The following is a 17,415-nucleotide window of genomic DNA, read 5'->3' as shown; positions in this document are numbered from 1 at the left end:
AGTCCTGTGAATGCTTGAGCAGGGTGATGACCGGACTCATGGTGTGCGTGGCGGTGCTGGCGGTGGCGAGCGCCTACGGAGTGCTGCAGCGGCGGCGGAGCGGGAGGGTACGGGTGCGCGGGCGCGACGACGGAAAGCGGCTCGGCGCGGGCGAGTTGGGCGGCGAGCTCGGCGAGCGCGCCACGCTCGTGCAGTTCTCCAGCGCCTTCTGCGCCCCCTGCCGGGCCACCCGGCGCGTGCTGGGCGAGGTCGCCGGCATCGTCCCGGGCGTGCGTCACATCGAGATCGACGCCGAGGCGCACCTCGACCTCGTACGGCGGCTCGACATCCTCAAGACGCCGACCGTGCTGGTCCTGGACGCCGACGGGGCCGTGGTGCGGCGGGCCACCGGGCAGCCCCGGAAGGCCGACGTCATCGCGGCTCTGGGCGAGGCGGTCTGAGGGGCCGTGCGGCCGAGGGTGAGTCATCTCCCACATGCCGGGACGCACTTGACTGTGCGGACCACCTATCGTCAGCCTGACCGTATGTGTGAGGAACTCCTTCTTTTCGGCCGGGCCCCCGCCGAACCGGCCCGCACCGTGGGCGCGCGCTGTCCGGGCTGTTGAACCGCCCCGGACCGCCCCGCATCCCCTCGCAGAAGGACAACTCCATGACGGCCTCTCCCGGCCTGGACACCGCTCAGCTCGCCTCTCCCGATCTGCTCCGCTCCGTCTTCCGGCGCCATGCCGCCGGTGTGGCGGTGATCACCGCCCGCGGTGAGCAGGGCCCCGTCGGCTTCACGGCGACCTCCCTCAGCTCCGTCTCCGCCGAGCCCCCGATGCTGTCCTTCGGCGTCGGCGCGGGCGCCTCCAGCTGGCCGGCCATCGCCGGGACGGACCATGTCGGCGTCCACATACTCGGCGAGCACCAGCAGGACCTGGCCGCGACCTTCGCCCGCAGCGGCGCCGACCGCTTCGGGCCGCCGACGGTCTGGCGGGAGGGTCCCGAGGGGGTCCCGGTGCTGGCCGGAGTGCTCGCGTGGATGGTGTGCCGGGTGGTGGCGCGCGTGCCCGCGGGCGATCACCGCATCGTGCTGGCCGAGGTCGTCCTCGGCGACCCCTCCGGGCAGGGCCGTCCGCTGCTGTACCACCAGGGCCGGTTCAACGGCCTGCGTGACTGAGGTCACCGGGAGCGTGTGACCGAACAGGCGCCGCGGGCGTTCTGCGAAGCCGTCGGATTCCGATTACGCTGCGTTGCAAAGGTCACAGTTCAAAGCGCTTGCTTAGCGGGAACGAACTGGGTGTACTGACGAGTAATATCTCGCTCGGAGCGCGGGTCGCCCCGATCGGGATCGGCCACTTGGGGCGCCTATGCTGCCTGCAAGAGGCAGCAGAGAAATGTCGACGCAGTAGGAGAGCCGGCGTGAGCTTGAGGATCGTTGTCACCGTGAAGTACGTGCCCGACGCCACTGGCGACCGGCACTTCGCCGATGACCTGACCGTCGACCGGGACGACGTGGACGGTCTGCTCTCCGAGCTCGACGAGTACGCCGTCGAACAGGCGCTGCAGATCTCCGAGAACTCCGACGACGACGTCGAGGTCACCGTCCTGACGGTCGGCCCCGAGGACGCCAAGGACGCCCTGCGCAAGGCGCTGTCCATGGGTGCCGACAAGGCCATCCACGTCGAGGACGACGACCTGCACGGCACCGACGCCATCGGCACCTCCCTGGTGCTGGCCAAGGCGATCGAGAAGGCCGGCTACGACCTGGTCGTCTCCGGCATGGCCTCCACCGACGGCACCATGGGCGTCGTCCCGGCCCTGCTGGCCGAGCGCCTGGGCGTCCCGCAGGTCACCCTGCTGTCCGAGGTCACCGTCGAGGACGGCACCGTCAAGGGCCGCCGTGACGGCGACGCCGCCTCCGAGCAGCTGGAGGCCTCCCTGCCGGCCGTCGTGTCCGTCACGGACCAGTCGGGCGAGGCGCGCTACCCGTCCTTCAAGGGCATCATGGCCGCCAAGAAGAAGCCGGTGGAGTCCTGGGACCTGTCGGACCTCGACATCGAGGCCGAGGAGGTCGGTCTCGAGGGCGCCTACACCGTCGTCGACGGCGCGGCCGAGCGTCCGGCCCGTACCGCCGGCACGATCGTCAAGGACGAGGGCGAGGGCGGCAAGCAGCTCGCCGAGTACCTCGCGAGCCAGAAGTTCATCTAAGGCTCGACACGCCGACCGCCCCTCAACTTCGTTTCGCAGGAGAGCAATCCCATGGCTGAAGTTCTCGTCTACGTCGACCACGTGGACGGCGCCGTCCGCAAGCCCACCCTGGAGCTGCTGACGCTGGCCCGCCGCGTCGGCGAGCCCGTCGCCGTCGCGCTGGGCAACGGCGCCGGTGACACCGCCGCCACCCTCGCCGAGCACGGCGCCGTCAAGGTCCTCACCCACGAGGCCGCCGAGTACGCCGACTACCTGGTCGTGCCGAAGGTCGACGCCCTCCAGGCCGCCGTCGAGGCCGTCTCCCCGGCCGCCGTCCTCGTGCCGTCCTCCGCGGAGGGCAAGGAGATCGCCGCCCGTCTGGCGCTGCGCATCGGCTCCGGCATCATCACCGACGCCGTCGACCTCGAGGCCGGCGACGAGGGCCCGGTGGCGACCCAGTCGGTGTTCGCCGCCTCCTTCACCACCAAGTCCCGTGTCTCCAAGGGCACCCCGGTCATCACGGTCAAGCCGAACTCGGCCGCCGTGGAGGCCGCCCCGGCCGCCGGCGCGGTCGAGGCCCTCTCCGTGACCTTCTCCGCCGCCGCGACCGGCACCAAGGTCACCGCGCGCACGCCGCGTGAGTCGACCGGCCGTCCGGAGCTGACCGAGGCCGCGATCGTCGTCTCCGGCGGCCGCGGCGTCAACGGCGCCGAGAACTTCGCGATCATCGAGGCGCTCGCCGACTCGCTCGGCGCGGCCGTCGGCGCCTCGCGTGCCGCGGTGGACGCCGGCTGGTACCCGCACACCAACCAGGTCGGCCAGACCGGCAAGTCGGTCTCGCCGCAGCTGTACATCGCCTCCGGCATCTCCGGCGCGATCCAGCACCGCGCGGGCATGCAGACCTCGAAGACGATCGTGGCGATCAACAAGGACGCCGAGGCCCCGATCTTCGAGCTGGTCGACTACGGCGTCGTCGGCGACCTGTTCGACGTCGTGCCGGCCCTGACCGAGGAGATCAACGGCCGCAAGGGCTGATCTCCCACCGGCTGCACCCGAGGCCCCCGTGACCGTTTCCGACGGTCACGGGGGCCTCGTGCGTCGGATGATGGGAGGGCGGCGGGCGGACCGCCGCCCGTGGACACGGTGTTGACCAGCCGGAAGGACTCCGGATACCGTCATTCAACGGATTGTTGATTCCGTATCGCGGAAGCGGAGGGTGTGGGAATGGGCCAGCAGGAGAAGGTGACGACGAGCCTCGCGGGTGCCGTCAGCGAGGAGATCGACGCCTCCCTCGCCCCGGTCGACGCCGAGCTGGAGCGCCGCTACCCCGGTGACCCCGGCACCCGTCAGCCCGTCCACACCGTCTACGTCCCCGGCGACGTCTTCGCCGCCGACACCGTACGCACCTGGGGCGACCGGGCGCTCGCGGCCCTCGACGAACACGCCCCGGACGCCGGATCGTTCGCGGCCGCGCTCGGCCTCTCCGACGACCTCGCCGAGCCGGTGTACAACCGGGTCCGCGCCAAGCTGGAACGCGAGCCCGTGGAGGACCTGCGGGTCGACTTCGAGGACGGCTACGGGCCCCGCCCCGACGCCGAGGAGGACGAGACCGCCGCCCGCGCGGCCCGGCTGATCGCCGAGGCGTACCGGGACGGGACGGCCGCCCCGTACATGGGCATCCGCATGAAGTGCATGGAGGCGCCCGTTCGTGCCCGGGGCATCCGCACCCTCGACATCTTCCTCACCGGCCTGATCGAGGCCGGCGGGCTGCCCGGCGGACTGCTTCTCACCCTGCCCAAGGTCACCTATCCCGAGCAGGTCACCGCCATGGTGCGCCTGTTGGAGGCGTTCGAGAAGGCCCACGGCCTGGACGCCGGCCGGATCGGCTTCGAGATCCAGATCGAGACCAGCCAGGCCATCCTCGCCGCCGACGGCACCGCGACCGTCGCCCGTATGATCCAGGCCGCCGAGGGCCGTGCCACCGGTCTGCACTACGGCACCTTCGACTACAGCGCCTGCCTCGGTGTCTCCGCCGCCCACCAGGCCAGCGACCACCCGGCCGCCGACCACGCCAAGGCCGTCATGCAGGTCGCGGCGGCCGGCACCGGCGTCCGCGTCTGCGACGGCTCGACGAATGTCCTGCCCGTCGGCCCGGCCGAGCAGGTCCACGCGGCCTGGCGGCTCCACTACGGCCTCACCCGCCGCGCGCTCGCCCGCGCCTACTACCAGGGCTGGGACATGCACCCCGGCCACCTCCCCACCCGGTACGCGGCCGTCTTCGCCTTCTACCGCGAGGGCTTCGAACAGGCCGCCGCCCGCCTCGCCCGGTACGCCAACCGGGCCGGCGGCGACGTCATGGACGAGCCCGCCACCGCCAAGGCCCTCAGCGGCTATCTGCTGCGCGGGCTGGACTGCGGCGCTCTGGACATGGGGGAGGTGGCCCGCCTGACCGGGCTGACGCGCGCCGATCTGGAGGGGTACGCGTCGCCTCGGCGCGGTGACTTGACGGCTTCGGGGAGCTGAAGCGGGTGCCGGCTGGCGGCTGCCGGCTGGCGGGGTCGCGTGGCCGCTGCGCGGCCGATCTGGAGGGGTATGCGTCGCCCGGCCCTGCGGTGACCTGACGGCTTGTGGAAGCTGAAGCCGCTGCTCGGGCGGGTTGCGTCGGCCGCTGCGCGGCCTGTACTGCGGGGGCCGGGCATCGGCGAGGTGGCTCGGCTCTCGGGGCCGACCCGCGCGAGCCGGGAGGTACGCGTCGCCCCGGGGCGGCGACCTGGCGGCTTGCGGTAGGTGAAGGCACCGCCGGCTGGGCGGAGGGCGTCGGCCGCAGCACGCCTCGGCATGGGCGAGGTCGCTCGGCTCCTCGGGCTGACTCGTGCGAGACGGGGGAGGGGTACGCATCGCCTCGGCGCGGCGGCCTGACGGCTTCCGGTAGGTGAAGGCGCCGCCGTTCGGGCGGGTCGCGTCGGCGCGCGTACGCCGTTGTTCGCGCCCCCGGGCGCCTGGCCCTCGGTCGCCCACGCCGTCACACGCGCCCCGTAGGCTGTACGGCACGCAAGTACGGGCCACAGGACGGGGTTGCGGGTGTCTTCGGGGGAGAACGGACAGGTGGAGGAGCCCGGCGGGCTGCTGGCCGGACGTTACCGGGTGGTGGAACAGCTCGGACGCGGCGGCATGGGGGTCGTCCGGCGGGCGGTCGACGAGGTCCTCGGCCGCGAGGTGGCCGTCAAGGAACTCCGTACCTTCTCCGACGCCGGCGGTCCCGAACTCGCCGATCTGCGGCTGCGGATGCGGCGCGAGGCCCGGGCGGCGGCCCGGATCCGGCACCCCGGCGTCGTCGCCGTGCACGACATCGCCGAGGTCGACGGACGTCCGCTCATCGTCATGGAACTGGTCGACGGCCCCTCCCTGGAGGCGGTGCTGCGCGAACGCGGCACCCTCGACCCGTACGAGGCGGCCCGCATCGGCGCGAAGGTCATGGACGCGCTGGCCGCCGCCCACCGGGCCGGCGTCCTGCACCGGGACGTCAAACCCGGCAACATCCTGCTGGAGACGTCCGGCCGCGTCGTCCTCACCGACTTCGGCATCGCGACGATGGACGACCCGGGCGACGGCTCCGCGACCCAGCTGACCCGCACCGGACAACTCGTGGGCTCCCTCGACTACCTGGCGCCCGAGCGGGCCCAGGGCGCCGAGCCGGGACCGTCCTCGGACGTATGGGCGCTCGGCGCCACCCTGTACGCCGCCGTCGAGGGCTCCGCGCCCTTCCGGCGCACCTCGACCTTCTCCACGCTCACCGCCATCGTCGGCGAGCCCCTGCCCGCGCCGCGCCGGGCCGGGCCCCTCGCCCCGGTCCTGGAACGCCTGCTGGACAAGCGCCCCGACTCCCGCCCCGAGGCCGAGGAGGCCCGCGACCTCCTCCAGGCGGTGGCGGACGCCGGCACGGACACCCCGACGACGGCGTTGCGGGGGCCGTCGGTGGTGGCGGCCACCTCCGGCGCTTCGGCCGGTGACGGGGTGCCTGCTTCCGGGCTGCCGGGCGCTCCTCGCTTCGGAGTCGGCGGGCAGGGGGCCGACGGGCCCACGGCACCGCAGGGCTTCGGCGCCGCCGCCGCGCAGGACGGTCCTACGGCTCCGGGGACGCCTGCGGCACCGGGTTATGGGCCGGTCGGCCCAGGGCAGCAGCCGCACCACCCTGGCGTCAGCAGCCCCCTCGCCCCCACCTCCGGCTCGCGCTCACGGCGTCGCGTGCTGCTCGCCGCCGCTGCCGTCGCCCTTGTCCTCGCCGCGAGCGGGACGACCGTCGCCCTGCTCAGCAACCGCGACGGCAAGTCCGGGACCGAATCGGCGGGGACCGCGTCCCCTACGACCACCGGTCCGTCCGTACGGGCCAACGGCAGCCAGGAGACCGGCCGTGCGGGCGACGCCGGGCTGACCGAGCGGGACGAAGCGGCCTCGTCCGACCCCACCGGCGACGAGAGCCGGTCAGCCGACCGGAAGCCCTCCGAGCGGCCCGACGACGCTTCCCCCAGCAGGACGGCGGGCGGTGCCCCCGGCACGGGCGAGGACGGCAAGAACGAGGGCGACGGCGGGCCGACGGGCGGGGGCGACGACCCCTCCACGCCCGCCGCGGCCTGCCACCCCATCGGCGGCGGCAAGTACAACTGCCAGGTCTGGAAGACGGCGGACTCCTACACCGCCAGCGGCGCCAAGGCGGGCATCCTCAACGCGGGCACCAACTACTTCTACTGCCAGCAGAACCTCGGCCGCCGTGAGACGTCCGGCCGCTGGACGAACGTCTGGTGGGCGAAGACCGACGACGACAGCGGCAACACCGGTGTCTTCGTCAGCGACGTCTACATCAAGGGCGGCGACAACGACGAGCCGGTGCCGGGCCTCCCGGTCTGCTGACCTCGGCCCCGGACGGACGGACGTACGGCCCGGCTCAGACGTACGGCTCGAGCCCCGACGCCGTCACCAGCTTCTCGCGCGCGAACACCTCGGTGCCCAGCGCGCACAGGCGGACGTCCGCGCGCACCCGGGCGCTGAACTCCTCCGGGGTGACGCCGAACAGCTCCCTCAACCGGGCCGAGCCCGACAGCAGTTCGGTGAGGAGCGGCCGCTGGCCGGGGTGGGTGCGCGGGGCGCCGGTGCCGTCGTGCAGGACGCCGTGGCGGTTGACGTAGACGTAGGCGCCGGGGAGTGACGTGCCGTCGGCCAGGTCCATCCGTACGTCCGGCGCGGGCAGCCAGGCGCGGGCGTAGTTGCCGTCGGGGCGGGGCACGCCCTCGCTGGCGTCGATCACGGCGAGCTGTTCGTCGTCCAGCCAGGTCAGGAACAGTTCGGTGACCCGGCCGGGCGCGAGGAACGGCGCGGCGGCCAGATAGCCGAGGCGGCTCACATGGGCGGAGACGCCCACCGCGAGGCCCGTCACCCGCGTCTTCACCAGGGGCACCGGCGAGTCGATCCCGAACGCCTGCATCTTCCGGCGCAGTTGGGCGGGGCAGGCGTTTGAGCCCACCGCGAGGACCGGTGTCCGCCCGTCGTGCACCAGGCGGTCCAGCGGCAGCAGCAGATCACCGTCGAGAAGCGCGGAGTCGTCCGGCCAGGCGCCCGGGTAGGTCAGCGGATGGTCGTGGGGCGACTCGGCCAGGCCCAGCGCCTCCAGCGTGCGGCCGCCGTCCCCGGCCCTCGCCGTCGCCTCCGCCCGCCCGGGCACACCGTCCATCTCCGCTCAGCTCTCGGGCGGCAGCTCGCCGGAGCCGCGGGTGACGAGGCGGGTCGGCAGCTCGATGCGCTCGGGGGCGACCAGCGTGCCGTCCAGCTGGCTGAACAGCCGCTCGGCGGCGGTGCGGCCGAGGGCGGCGGCGTCCTGCGCGACCACGGTGACACCGGGCTGCAGCAGATCGGCGAGCTCGATGTCGTCGAAGCCCACGAGGGCGACCCGGCGGCTCTGCGCGGCCAGGACCCGGATGACGGTGACGGTCACCCGGTTGTTGCCGGTGAAGATCGCGGTGACGGGGGAGGGCCCGGTGAGCATGTCCTCCGCGGCCCGGCGCACCCGCTCCGGGTCCGTGACCCCGAGCGACATCCAGGCGTCCTCGACCGGTATCCCCGCGTCCTCCATGGCGGCCCGGTAGCCGCGCAGCCGCTCGGCGGCCGTGTGGATGCGGGGCATGTCGCCGATGAACCCGATCCGGCGGTGCCCGTGCGCGATCAGGTGGGCCACGCCGTCTCGGGCGCCGCCGAAGTTGTCGGACAGGACGCAGTCGGCGTCGATCTGCCCCGCCGGACGGTCCACGAACACGGTCGCGACGCCGGCCTTCAGCTCGGGCTCCAGGTAGCGGTGGTCGTCACCGGCCGGGATGACCACCAGCCCGTCCACGCGCCGTGCGCACAGCGCGAGCGCCAGCTCCTGCTCACGGTCCGGGTCCTCGGCGCTGGAGCCGTTGATGAGCAGGGCGCCGTGCGCCCGGGCCACCTCCTCCACCGCCCGGCTCAGCGGACCGTAGAAGGGGTCCGCGAGATCCTCCAGGACCAGTCCGATACTCGCCGTACGGCCCTTGCGCAGCACCCGGGCGCTGTCGTTGCGGCGGAAGCCGAGGGCGTCGATGGCCTCCTGGACGCGGCGCTCCGTCTCCGGTGTGACTCCGGGCTCCCCGTTGACCACGCGCGAGACGGTCTTCAGACCGACTCCGGCACGCGCGGCGACGTCCTTCATGGTCGGACGGTTGCCGTAGCGGCTCTCGGGAAGTCGGTCGGATCGGCGGATGGTCTCGGGCACGATGCGGTGTCCTGTCCTGTTCTCGTCCACGGAGCTGCGGCGGTCCATGGGCTTGTATGAGGATGTGGCGTCGAGCATAGAGCCTGGACAACGTTGTCAGATCCGGGAGACACTGTCCACCGCAATCTCCGGCCTGCGCCCCCACCGCCAGACCGGCGCGTCCGATTCCCGTCGTGGGCGGGAGTTCCGAATGGTTGACGGGGAGAACTGAATCAGATGCACAACGACCTCGTGGCTGCGCTCGACATCGGCGGCACCAAGATCGCCGGAGCGCTGGTGGACGGTCACGGCACCATCGCCGTCCGGGCGCAGCGCCCGACCCCGGCGCAGGAGGACGGCGAGACCGTCATGCGGGCCGTCGAGGAGGTCGTCCAGGAACTCGCCGCCTCCCCGCTGTGGGGGCAGGTCACGGCGCTCGGGATCGGCAGCGCGGGGCCGGTGGACGCCTCGGCGGGCACGGTGAGCCCGGTGAACGTCCCCGGCTGGCGCGGCTACCCGCTGGTGCGCCGGGTCAGGGAGGCGACCGGCGGGCTGCCCGTCGAGCTGATCGGCGACGGCGTGGCCATCACCGCCGCCGAGCACTGGCTGGGCGCCGCCCAGGGGCATGACAACGCGCTGTGCATGGTGGTCTCCACGGGTGTCGGCGGCGGTCTTGTGCTGGGCGGGCGGCTGCACCCCGGACCCACCGGCAACGCCGGTCACATCGGCCACATCAGCGTGGATCTCGACGGCGACCTGTGCCCGTGCGGTGCGCGCGGCTGCGTAGAGCGCATCGCGAGCGGCCCGAACATCGCCCGCCGGGCCCTCGACGCCGGCTGGCGGCCGGGGCCGGACGGCGACACCTCCGCCGCCGCGGTCGCCGCCGCCGCACGGGAGGGCGACCCCGTCGCCGTGGCCTCCTTCGAGCGGGCCGCGCGAGCCCTGGCCGCCGGGATCGCGGCCACCGCGACCCTCGTCGAGATCGACATCGCGGTGATCGGCGGGGGCGTCGGCAAGGCGGGCGACGTCCTGTTCACACCGCTGCGCAAGGCGCTCGCCGACTACGCCACGCTCTCCTTCGTCCAGCGCCTGACCGTCGCGCCGGCCCGGATGGGCACCGACGCGGGGCTGGTCGGCGCCGCCGCGGCCGCGCTGGCCGGCCGGACGGGCGTGGCGGCGGCGGGAGTCTGAGCCGACTGCCCGGGGGAGCCGTCGGCGGTGGAGGCTGGTCGCCACTATTTTGAACACGTTCAAGAATGGGCTAGGGTCGACCTCGGGAGAGAAGAGGGGGCCCCATGAAGATCGTGATTCCCGGTGGGACCGGGCAGGTCGGCACCATGCTGAACCGTGCGCTGAGCGCGGCCGGTCACGAGGTGGTCGTCCTGACCAGGCGTCCGGGCCGGGCCGGCGAGGTCGGCTGGGACGGTACGACGCTGGGGCCCTGGGCCGCGGAGATCGACGGCAGCGACGTCGTCGTCAACCTGGCCGGGCGCAGCGTCAGCTGCCGCTACACCGCGCCCAACCTCAAGGGGATGATGGACTCGCGGGTGCGCTCGACCGAGGTCGTCGGCGAGGCGATCGCGGGCGCCGCCCCGCCGCCGCGCGTCTGGCTGCAGATGAGCACGGCCACCGTGTACGCCCACCGCTTCGACGCGCCCAACGACGAGGCGACCGGCGTCATCGGCGGCCAGGAGCCCGACGTGCCCGGCTACTGGTCCTACAGCGTCGACATCGCGAAGGCGTGGGAGCGGGCGCTGGACGAGGCGGACACCCCGGACACCCGCAAGGTGGCCCTGCGCGCCGCGATGGTGATGAGCCCGGACCGGGGCGGGGTCTTCGACGTCCTGCTGCGGCTGGTGCGCCTGGGGCTCGGTGGTCCCGTCGCGGGCGGTCGGCAGTACGTCTCCTGGATCCACGAGCACGACTTCGTCCGTGCCGTGGAGTACCTGATCGCCCGGGACGACCTGTCCGGGCCGGTCAACCTCGCAGCCCCGGAGCCGCTTCCTCAGCGCGCCTTCATGAGCGCCCTGCGCTCCGCCGCGCACGTCCCCGTCGGCCTGCCCGCCACGAAGGCGATGGCCGAGATCGGCGCCTTCGCGCTGCGCTCCGACACCGAACTGCTGCTCAAGAGCCGCCGGGTGATCCCCGGCCGACTCCTCGACACCGGCTTCGCCTTCACCCACCCGACCTGGCCGGAAGCGGCGAGGGAACTGCTGGCGCGGCGCGCTTCGGTGCGGCGCGGTGCGGGGATCGGGCCGTCGTCCGATCGGTCCCGGGCGGGGGCGTGACTGCTGGGCCCCAGCGAGCTGGTAGGGGGCGCCGAGGCGTTCGTACGGCGGCGCCATGAGGCCGGGTGTGCGGCTGCGGCCCGGTCGTCGCGGCGTGGCTGCTGGGCCCTTCATGAGTTGGTCGGGGGTGGCCGGGGAGCTTGTGCGGCGGTGCCGTGGCCCGGTATGGGGACGGGGGGTCCGGCTGTCGGCCGATCCGTCCCGGGCGGTGGGGCGTGAACGTCGGGCCTCGCCCGAGCTGGCCGGGGACGGCCTGAGGGGCTCGTGGCGGCGGTGCGGTGACGTCCTATGTGAGGCCAGGGCCTGGCTCTCGTCCGATCCGTGCCGGGCTGGGGCGTGACCGCCGGGCGACATCTGATCTGGGCGGGGGGCACTGAGGAGTTCGTGCGGGGGTGCCGTGAGGCCGGACGTGGGGCGAGGCCGTCGAGACCGTCGGGCATGGACGCGGGGGCCTCGGGGGTGGGCCGGGGTCCGGCCGTCGTGCGATACGTCCCGGTCCTGGGCGTGACCGGTGGGGTGTTTTGGCAGTTGGACCGGGCATGAAGAAGCGCAGCATGCTCGCCATCGCCTCCCTGGCCACCGGATTCGTCGTCGCCGCCGTCACCCCGTCGCACTCGGCGGAGCCGGCGGGCCCTCCCGGCACCGGCAATGGCGCCCCCGACACCGGGCTGCCCGGTCTCACCGGCGGGCAGATCAAGGCCGCCGGGCTGGACATGAGCGGCAAGAAGATCGACGGGCTCGGCACGACCGGTGCGACCAGGCTGGCCGGGGTCAACGTCGATCAGGCCCTGGACACCTTCGGCAAGGCCGTGAACCGCGAAGCGGACCGGGCCGTGAACGACGCCCCGCACGGCACCTCGGGGAAGAAGGGCTGACGAGCCCCGCCGACCCGCCCGCACGGCGCCGTACCCCCGCACCCGAGCGGAGGGCGGCGCCGTCGTCATGCGCCCTCTCCTGGGAGTGGTTTCCGTGGCAGTGTGGAGCGGGCAAGCCACAGGGGGCCAACAGAAGAGGGGGAAACGTGATCGTCTGGATCAACGGCGCGTTCGGTGCGGGGAAGACCACCACCGCACGGGAGCTGATCGAGCTGATCCCGAACAGCACGCTCTTCGACCCCGAGGTCATCGGCGCGGCGCTCAGCCGTCTCCTGCCACCCAAACACCTGGCCGAGGTCGGCGACTTCCAGGACCTGCCGATCTGGCGGCGCCTGGTGATCGACACCGCGGCGGCGCTGCACGCCGAGCTCGGCGGGACGCTCGTGGTCCCCATGACCCTGCTCCGCCAGGAGTACCGCGACGAGATCTTCGGCGGTCTCGCCGCCCGCCGGATCACCGTCCAGCATGTTCTCCTCGCCCCGGCGGAAACGATCCTGCGCGCCCGGATAGCGGGCCGCGACATCCCGCCCGACGCGTCCGACGGCGAGATGCGCGTGAGGCAGTGGTCGTACGACCACATCGAGCCCTACCGTGCCGCGCTCGCCGCGTGGCTCGTGGCGGACGCCCACCCCATCGACAACAGCTACCTGACGCCGTACGAGACCGCCGTGCGGATCGCCGGGGCGGTCGGCAGCGGCGAGGTGCCCGTCTGCGCCATCGTGCAGACGCCCGAGCCCACCGCCGAGACCCTCGCCGCCGGGGTGCTCCTCTTCGACGAACGGGACCGCGTCCTGCTGGTCGACCCCACGTACAAGGCCGGCTGGGAGTTTCCCGGCGGTGTCGTCGAACCCGGTGAGGCGCCCGCGCGCGGCGGTATGCGCGAGGTCACCGAGGAGACCGGGATACGGCTCAAGGACGTGCCACGGCTCCTGGTGGTCGACTGGGAGCGGCCCGAACCGCCCCGCTACGGCGGTCTGCGGCTGCTGTTCGACGGCGGCCGGCTGGACTCCACCGACGCCGAACGCCTGGTGCTGCCCGGCCCGGAGCTACGGGAGTGGCGCTTCGTCACCGAGACCGAGGCCGCCGACCTGCTGCCACCGGTGCGCTATGAGCGGCTGCGCTGGGCGCTACGGGCCCGCGAGCGAGGGACGGCCCTGTACCTGGAGGCGGGCACCCCGGCACCCTCCTGAATCGGCGGGGGCACGACACGTGCCCCCCGCACCGGCTCAACTCCCCGCGTAGTTCCGCAGGAACAGGGCCTCCGTCACCGACAGGCGCTCCAGCTCCTGCGGGGACACGCTCTCGTTCACGGCGTGGATCTGCGCCTCGGGCTCGCTCAGCCCGATCAGCAGGATCTCCGCCTCCGGGTAGAGCCCGGCGAGCGTGTTGCACAGCGGGATCGAGCCGCCCTGCCCGGCGTACTGCATCTCCTCGCCCGGGTACGCCACCGCCATCGCGTCCGCCATCGCCTGGTACGCCGGGCTGGTCGTGTCGGCGCGGAACGCCTGGCCCTGCCCGATCTGCTCGGTGCTCACCCGCGCACCCCACGGGGTGTGCGCCTCCAGATGGGCCTGGAGCAGCTTGGTCGCCTGGGCCGCGTCCACGCCCGGCGGCACCCGCAGGCTCACCAGCGCGCGGGCGCTCGCCTGCACCGACGGGGTGGCGCCGACCACCGGCGGGCAGTCGATGCCGAGGACCGTCACGGCCGGGCGGGCCCAGATCCGGTCGGCGACCGTACCGGAGCCGATCAGCTCCACACCGTCCAGCACCTTGGCGTCGGCGCGGAACTGCGCCTCGTCGTACTGCAGTCCCTCCCAGGACGACTCGCCGGTCAGCCCGTCGACCGTCGTCGAGCCGTCCTCGGCGCGCAGCGAGTCCAGTACGCGGATCAGCGCGCCCAGCGCGTCGGGCGCGGCCCCGCCGAACTGGCCGGAGTGCAGGTTTCCGGCGAGGGTGTCGATCTGCACGCGGACCATCGTCATACCGCGCAGGGTCGTCGTGACCGTAGGCAGGCCGACCCGGAAATTGCCCGAGTCGCCGATCACGATGGTGTCGGCCTTCAGCAGCTCCGGGTGCGCCTCGGCGTACCGCTCCAGGCCGCCGGTGCCCATCTCCTCGGAACCCTCGGCGATCACCTTCACGTTGACCGGGACGCCGCCGTTCGCCTTCAGCGCGCGCAGCGCCAGCAGGTGCATGATCACGCCGCCCTTGCAGTCGGCGGCACCGCGCCCGTACCAGCGGCCGTCGCGCTCGGTCAGCTCGAAGGGCGGGGTGCTCCACCCGGCCTCGTCCAGCGGGGGCTGCACGTCGTAGTGGGCGTACAGCAGCACGGTCTTCGCGCCCTCGGGGCCCGGCAGATACCCGTACACCGACTGCGTGCCGTCGGGGGTGTCCAGCAGGGCGACGTCCTCGAAGCCCTCGGCGCGCAGCGCGTCGGCCACCCAGCGGGCCGCTCCCTCGCTCTCGCTCCGCGGGAACTGGTCGAAGTCCGCCACCGACTTGAAGGCCACCAGTTCGGTGAGCTCCGCCTTCGCCCTCGGCATCAGCGAGGCGACGGTCTCGGCGACCGGAATCGACGACATGGGCACGCTCCTTGTGGGTGCGACGTTGTACGCGTGAGTGCTGTGATCCTCCCACAGTGGCCTGCGACGACGCCCGCCGTAGGATGCGGGGGGACAGCATCGGGCGGCGAACAGAGCGGAGCAGTAGGCCATCGTGAGCAGCGAGAACTCTTCGGCGGACGACGTGCGGCAGGTGTGGGACGTCGTCGTGGTGGGAGCGGGTCCGGCGGGGGCCTCGGCCGCCTACGCGGCGGCGGTCGCCGGAAGGCGCGTCCTGCTGCTGGAGAAGGCGGAGCTGCCCCGGTACAAGACGTGCGGCGGAGGCATCATCGGCCCCTCGCGCGACTCCCTCCCGCCCGGTTTCGATCTCCCGCTGCGCGACCGCGTGCACGCGGTGACCTTCACGCACAACGGCCGCTTCGCCCGCACCCGCCGTTCCCGGCACACGCTGTTCGGGCTCGTCAACCGCCCCGAGTTCGACCAGGCGCTGGTCGAGCACGCGCAGAAGGCCGGCGCCGAGCTGCGTACCGGCGTCACCGTGCAGCGCGTCGAGCAGCACGGCTCGGCCGTGCCGGACCGCCGCTGTGTCGCCCTCGTCCTGCAGGGCGGGGAGACCGTGCTGGCCCGTGCCGTGGTGGGCGCGGACGGCAGCGCCAGTCGTATAGGGGCGCATGTCGGGGTGAAGCTCGGCCAGGTCGACCTCGGTCTGGAGGCGGAGATCCCGGTGCCGGAGACCGTCGCCGAGGACTGGAAGGGGCGGGTGCTCATCGACTGGGGCCCGATGCCCGGGAGTTACGGCTGGGTCTTCCCCAAGGGCGACACCCTCACGGTCGGGGTCATCTCGGCCCGCGGCGAAGGCGCCGCGACCAAGCGGTACTTGGAGGAGTTCATCGGGCGGCTCGGGCTCGCCGGGTTCGAACCGAGCATCTCCTCCGGCCATCTGACGCGCTGCCGCGCGGACGACTCGCCGCTCTCGCGCGGACGGGTCCTGGTCTGCGGGGACGCGGCGGGCCTGCTGGAGCCGTGGACCCGCGAGGGCATCTCCTTCGCGCTGCGGTCGGGCCGGCTCGCGGGGGAGTGGGCGGTGCGGATCGCCGAGGCGCACGACGCCGTCGACACCCGGCGCCAGGCGCTGAACTACGCGTTCGCCGTCAAGGCGGGCCTCGGCGTGGAGATGAGCGTCGGCAAGCGGCTGCTGACGGCGTTCGAGCGCCGCCCCGGCCTCTTCCACGCGGTGCTGACCGGGTTCCGGCCGGCCTGGAAGGCGTTCATGGACATCACCCGGGGGACGACCACCCTCGCGGAGATCGTCCGTACCCATCCGATGGCCCACCGCGCCCTGAGCGCGCTGGACCGCCGCCAGGCGCCCGCGGGCGAGCAACCGACCTCCTGACGGCACCGGGGCGTCACCTCCGTCATCCGCGTCACCCGTCGACCGTGATCCGGAAGACGGGGTGGTCGGGGGCGCAGGCCACGATCTCCTCGTCGGTGGACTTCGCGGTCACGCCCTGGAAGTACTGGTTGACCTCCCAGCCCCACTTCTCCAAGTAGGTGCGCAGGATCGGGAGCTTCTCCTCGTCGGGGAGCTCCACCGCGGTGAACGTCCGCAGCTTGCGCCCGACCCGCAGCTCGCCACCGCCGGCGACGCGCATGTTGCGCACCCACTGGGAGTGCCCGCGCGCCGAGACGAGGTACTGCGCGCCCTCGTACTGGTGCGGGTTGACCGGGATGCGCTGCATCTTGCCGCTCTTGCGGCCGCGCACGGACATCTCCGCCGTGCCCGCGATACTCAGGCCGTGCCGGGCGAGCCAGCCGACGATGTTGTTGAAGCGGACGGCGAGCGGGCTGCCCTTGAGGTAGTACGGCGACGACGACATGGTGACCCCTTGAATCGGATGGAGAAGCATCTGGCTCCGTAACTTCGAGAGCACTGCTCTCGCTTGAGAGCAGTGTGCACGAGAACGGCGATCCAAAGCAAGAGCAATGCTCTCGAATGTGTGCACCGCTCTGTTCTCGTGGGAGACTGCACGGCATGAGCAGCACCGCACAGGGCGCCCGCGCCCGCGCCAGGATGGAAGTCACCGCCGCCATCAAGGAGGAGGCGCGCAGACAGCTCGCGGCGGAGGGCGCCGCACGGCTCTCGCTGCGTGCCGTAGCCCGTTCCCTCGGCATGGTCTCCTCGGCGCTCTACCGCTACTTCCCGAGCCGCGACGACCTGCTGACCGCACTCATCATCGACGCCTACGACTCCCTCGGCGAGGCAGCCGAGGGGGCGAACGAACGGGTCGCGGACGCCGAGCCGCTCGAGCGCTGGACGGCGGTCGCGGAGGCCGTCCGCCTCTGGGCGCTGGAGCACCCGCACGAGTACGCGTTGATCTACGGATCGCCGGTGCCCGGCTATACCGCACCCGTCACCACGGTCCCACCGGCCTCCCGCGTCGGTCTGCTCTTCATCGGCATCGTCCGCGACGCCCACCACGAGGGCGTCCTGGCCGACGCCCCCGAACTGCCGGACGAGCTGACCGCCGAGGCTGGGCGCATGGCCGCCGACCTCGCCCCCGACCTGCCCCCGGCGACGGTCGTGGCCCTCATCGCCGCCTGGGCCGAGCTTTTCGGGCTGGTCGGCTTCGAGCTGTTCGGCCAGTTCAACAGGGTCGTCGAGGACCGGCGCCCGTTCTTCCGGCACGGGGCGATGCGTATCGCCCACGCGGTCGGCCTGCGCTGACCCGCGGGCCCGGGCGGTACTCCTCGGGTAGTACGCG

The 17,415-nt window shown here is 73.0% G+C and carries 16 protein-coding genes; 12 read left to right on the top strand and 4 right to left on the bottom strand.

What is annotated here, in order from left to right; genetic code table 11:
* Positions 1 to 26: 26 nt before the first annotated feature.
* From KBY32_RS08350 to KBY32_RS08325, 6 genes are all read left to right on the top strand, one after another.
* Positions 27 to 440: a thioredoxin family protein gene (locus KBY32_RS08350; RefSeq protein ID WP_055622221.1), complete on the top strand. Its 414-nt coding sequence runs from the start codon at positions 27 to 29 to the stop codon at positions 438 to 440.
* Positions 441 to 649: 209 nt separating this feature from the next.
* The gene (locus KBY32_RS08345; protein WP_210979446.1) at positions 650 to 1,159 is read left to right on the top strand and encodes a flavin reductase family protein; all 510 of its coding nucleotides are present in this window, start codon (positions 650 to 652) and stop codon (positions 1,157 to 1,159) included.
* Positions 1,160 to 1,401: 242 nt separating this feature from the next.
* Positions 1,402 to 2,190: an electron transfer flavoprotein subunit beta/FixA family protein gene (locus KBY32_RS08340; protein WP_055622219.1), complete on the top strand. Its 789-nt coding sequence runs from the start codon at positions 1,402 to 1,404 to the stop codon at positions 2,188 to 2,190.
* A gap of 51 nt (positions 2,191 to 2,241) precedes the next feature.
* Complete coding sequence (locus tag KBY32_RS08335; RefSeq protein ID WP_055622218.1) at positions 2,242 to 3,204, top strand: electron transfer flavoprotein subunit alpha/FixB family protein; 963 nt, start codon at positions 2,242 to 2,244, stop codon at positions 3,202 to 3,204.
* A 189-nt stretch (positions 3,205 to 3,393) separates the two neighbouring features.
* Positions 3,394 to 4,692, top strand: a complete 1,299-nt coding sequence (locus tag KBY32_RS08330; protein ID WP_210979445.1) for an aldolase/citrate lyase family protein — start codon at positions 3,394 to 3,396, stop codon at positions 4,690 to 4,692.
* A gap of 558 nt (positions 4,693 to 5,250) precedes the next feature.
* Positions 5,251 to 7,077 carry a serine/threonine-protein kinase gene (locus KBY32_RS08325; protein WP_210979444.1) on the top strand — a complete coding sequence of 609 codons (1,827 nt, stop codon included), beginning with the start codon at positions 5,251 to 5,253 and terminating at the stop codon, positions 7,075 to 7,077.
* 34 nt (positions 7,078 to 7,111) lie between these two features.
* On the opposite strand, the gene KBY32_RS08320 is transcribed toward KBY32_RS08325, so the two are convergent.
* Together KBY32_RS08320 and KBY32_RS08315 are read right to left on the bottom strand one after the other, a co-directional pair.
* Positions 7,112 to 7,894, bottom strand: coding sequence for a hypothetical protein (locus KBY32_RS08320; protein ID WP_210979443.1), 783 nt, complete (start codon positions 7,892 to 7,894; stop codon positions 7,112 to 7,114).
* A gap of 6 nt (positions 7,895 to 7,900) precedes the next feature.
* Positions 7,901 to 8,950, bottom strand: a complete 1,050-nt coding sequence (locus KBY32_RS08315) for a LacI family DNA-binding transcriptional regulator (protein WP_055622467.1) — start codon at positions 8,948 to 8,950, stop codon at positions 7,901 to 7,903.
* A 216-nt stretch (positions 8,951 to 9,166) separates the two neighbouring features.
* On the opposite strand from KBY32_RS08315, the gene KBY32_RS08310 reads away from it, so the two are divergent.
* From KBY32_RS08310 to KBY32_RS08295, 4 genes are all read left to right on the top strand, one after another.
* Entirely contained in the window at positions 9,167 to 10,120 is a 954-nt protein-coding gene (locus KBY32_RS08310) for an ROK family protein (RefSeq protein ID WP_055622214.1), read from the top strand.
* A gap of 104 nt (positions 10,121 to 10,224) precedes the next feature.
* Positions 10,225 to 11,217 carry a TIGR01777 family oxidoreductase gene (locus tag KBY32_RS08305; protein ID WP_210979442.1) on the top strand — a complete coding sequence of 331 codons (993 nt, stop codon included), beginning with the start codon at positions 10,225 to 10,227 and terminating at the stop codon, positions 11,215 to 11,217.
* Positions 11,218 to 11,756: 539 nt separating this feature from the next.
* Positions 11,757 to 12,092: a hypothetical protein gene (locus KBY32_RS08300; protein WP_210979441.1), complete on the top strand. Its 336-nt coding sequence runs from the start codon at positions 11,757 to 11,759 to the stop codon at positions 12,090 to 12,092.
* Positions 12,093 to 12,238: 146 nt separating this feature from the next.
* Positions 12,239 to 13,282 carry an NUDIX domain-containing protein gene (locus KBY32_RS08295; RefSeq protein WP_210979440.1) on the top strand — a complete coding sequence of 348 codons (1,044 nt, stop codon included), beginning with the start codon at positions 12,239 to 12,241 and terminating at the stop codon, positions 13,280 to 13,282.
* 36 nt (positions 13,283 to 13,318) lie between these two features.
* Here the strand turns inward: KBY32_RS08295 and KBY32_RS08290 are convergent, their stop codons facing one another.
* Entirely contained in the window at positions 13,319 to 14,674 is a 1,356-nt protein-coding gene (locus KBY32_RS08290) for a dipeptidase (protein ID WP_210979439.1), read from the bottom strand.
* Positions 14,675 to 14,807: 133 nt separating this feature from the next.
* On the opposite strand from KBY32_RS08290, the gene KBY32_RS08285 reads away from it, so the two are divergent.
* Positions 14,808 to 16,046, top strand: a complete 1,239-nt coding sequence (locus KBY32_RS08285; RefSeq protein ID WP_210979438.1) for a geranylgeranyl reductase family protein — start codon at positions 14,808 to 14,810, stop codon at positions 16,044 to 16,046.
* Between the two features lie 31 nt (positions 16,047 to 16,077).
* Here KBY32_RS08285 and KBY32_RS08280 read toward each other — a convergent pair whose 3' ends face one another.
* Positions 16,078 to 16,530: a nitroreductase/quinone reductase family protein gene (locus tag KBY32_RS08280; protein WP_210979437.1), complete on the bottom strand. Its 453-nt coding sequence runs from the start codon at positions 16,528 to 16,530 to the stop codon at positions 16,078 to 16,080.
* A gap of 155 nt (positions 16,531 to 16,685) precedes the next feature.
* On the opposite strand from KBY32_RS08280, the gene KBY32_RS08275 reads away from it, so the two are divergent.
* Positions 16,686 to 17,378, top strand: a complete 693-nt coding sequence (locus tag KBY32_RS08275) for a TetR/AcrR family transcriptional regulator (RefSeq protein WP_210979436.1) — start codon at positions 16,686 to 16,688, stop codon at positions 17,376 to 17,378.
* The last annotated feature ends 37 nt before the right edge of the window (positions 17,379 to 17,415 follow it).

It is taken from the genome of Streptomyces sp. RK62, assembly GCF_018070255.1.
GTDB classification, from domain to species: Bacteria; Actinomycetota; Actinomycetes; order Streptomycetales; family Streptomycetaceae; genus Streptomyces; species Streptomyces nigra.
The sequence above is the reverse complement of the archived record's forward strand: the minus strand, read 5'-3'. Positions and strand labels throughout refer to the sequence as shown.

Excerpts from the sequence above, each read along its gene's own strand:
- KBY32_RS08350 (WP_055622221.1), top strand. The coding sequence starts at position 27 with ATGACCGGACTCATGGTGTGCGTGGCGGTGCTGGCGGTGGCGAGCGCC.
- KBY32_RS08345 (WP_210979446.1), top strand. The coding sequence starts at position 650 with ATGACGGCCTCTCCCGGCCTGGACACCGCTCAGCTCGCCTCTCCCGAT.
- KBY32_RS08335 (WP_055622218.1), top strand. The coding sequence starts at position 2,242 with ATGGCTGAAGTTCTCGTCTACGTCGACCACGTGGACGGCGCCGTCCGC.
- KBY32_RS08330 (WP_210979445.1), top strand. The coding sequence starts at position 3,394 with ATGGGCCAGCAGGAGAAGGTGACGACGAGCCTCGCGGGTGCCGTCAGC.
- KBY32_RS08320 (WP_210979443.1), bottom strand. The coding sequence starts at position 7,894 with ATGGACGGTGTGCCCGGGCGGGCGGAGGCGACGGCGAGGGCCGGGGAC.
- KBY32_RS08310 (WP_055622214.1), top strand. The coding sequence starts at position 9,167 with ATGCACAACGACCTCGTGGCTGCGCTCGACATCGGCGGCACCAAGATC.
- KBY32_RS08305 (WP_210979442.1), top strand. The coding sequence starts at position 10,225 with ATGAAGATCGTGATTCCCGGTGGGACCGGGCAGGTCGGCACCATGCTG.
- KBY32_RS08300 (WP_210979441.1), top strand. The coding sequence starts at position 11,757 with ATGAAGAAGCGCAGCATGCTCGCCATCGCCTCCCTGGCCACCGGATTC.
- KBY32_RS08290 (WP_210979439.1), bottom strand. The coding sequence starts at position 14,674 with ATGTCGTCGATTCCGGTCGCCGAGACCGTCGCCTCGCTGATGCCGAGG.
- KBY32_RS08280 (WP_210979437.1), bottom strand. The coding sequence starts at position 16,530 with ATGTCGTCGTCGCCGTACTACCTCAAGGGCAGCCCGCTCGCCGTCCGC.
- KBY32_RS08275 (WP_210979436.1), top strand. The coding sequence starts at position 16,686 with ATGAGCAGCACCGCACAGGGCGCCCGCGCCCGCGCCAGGATGGAAGTC.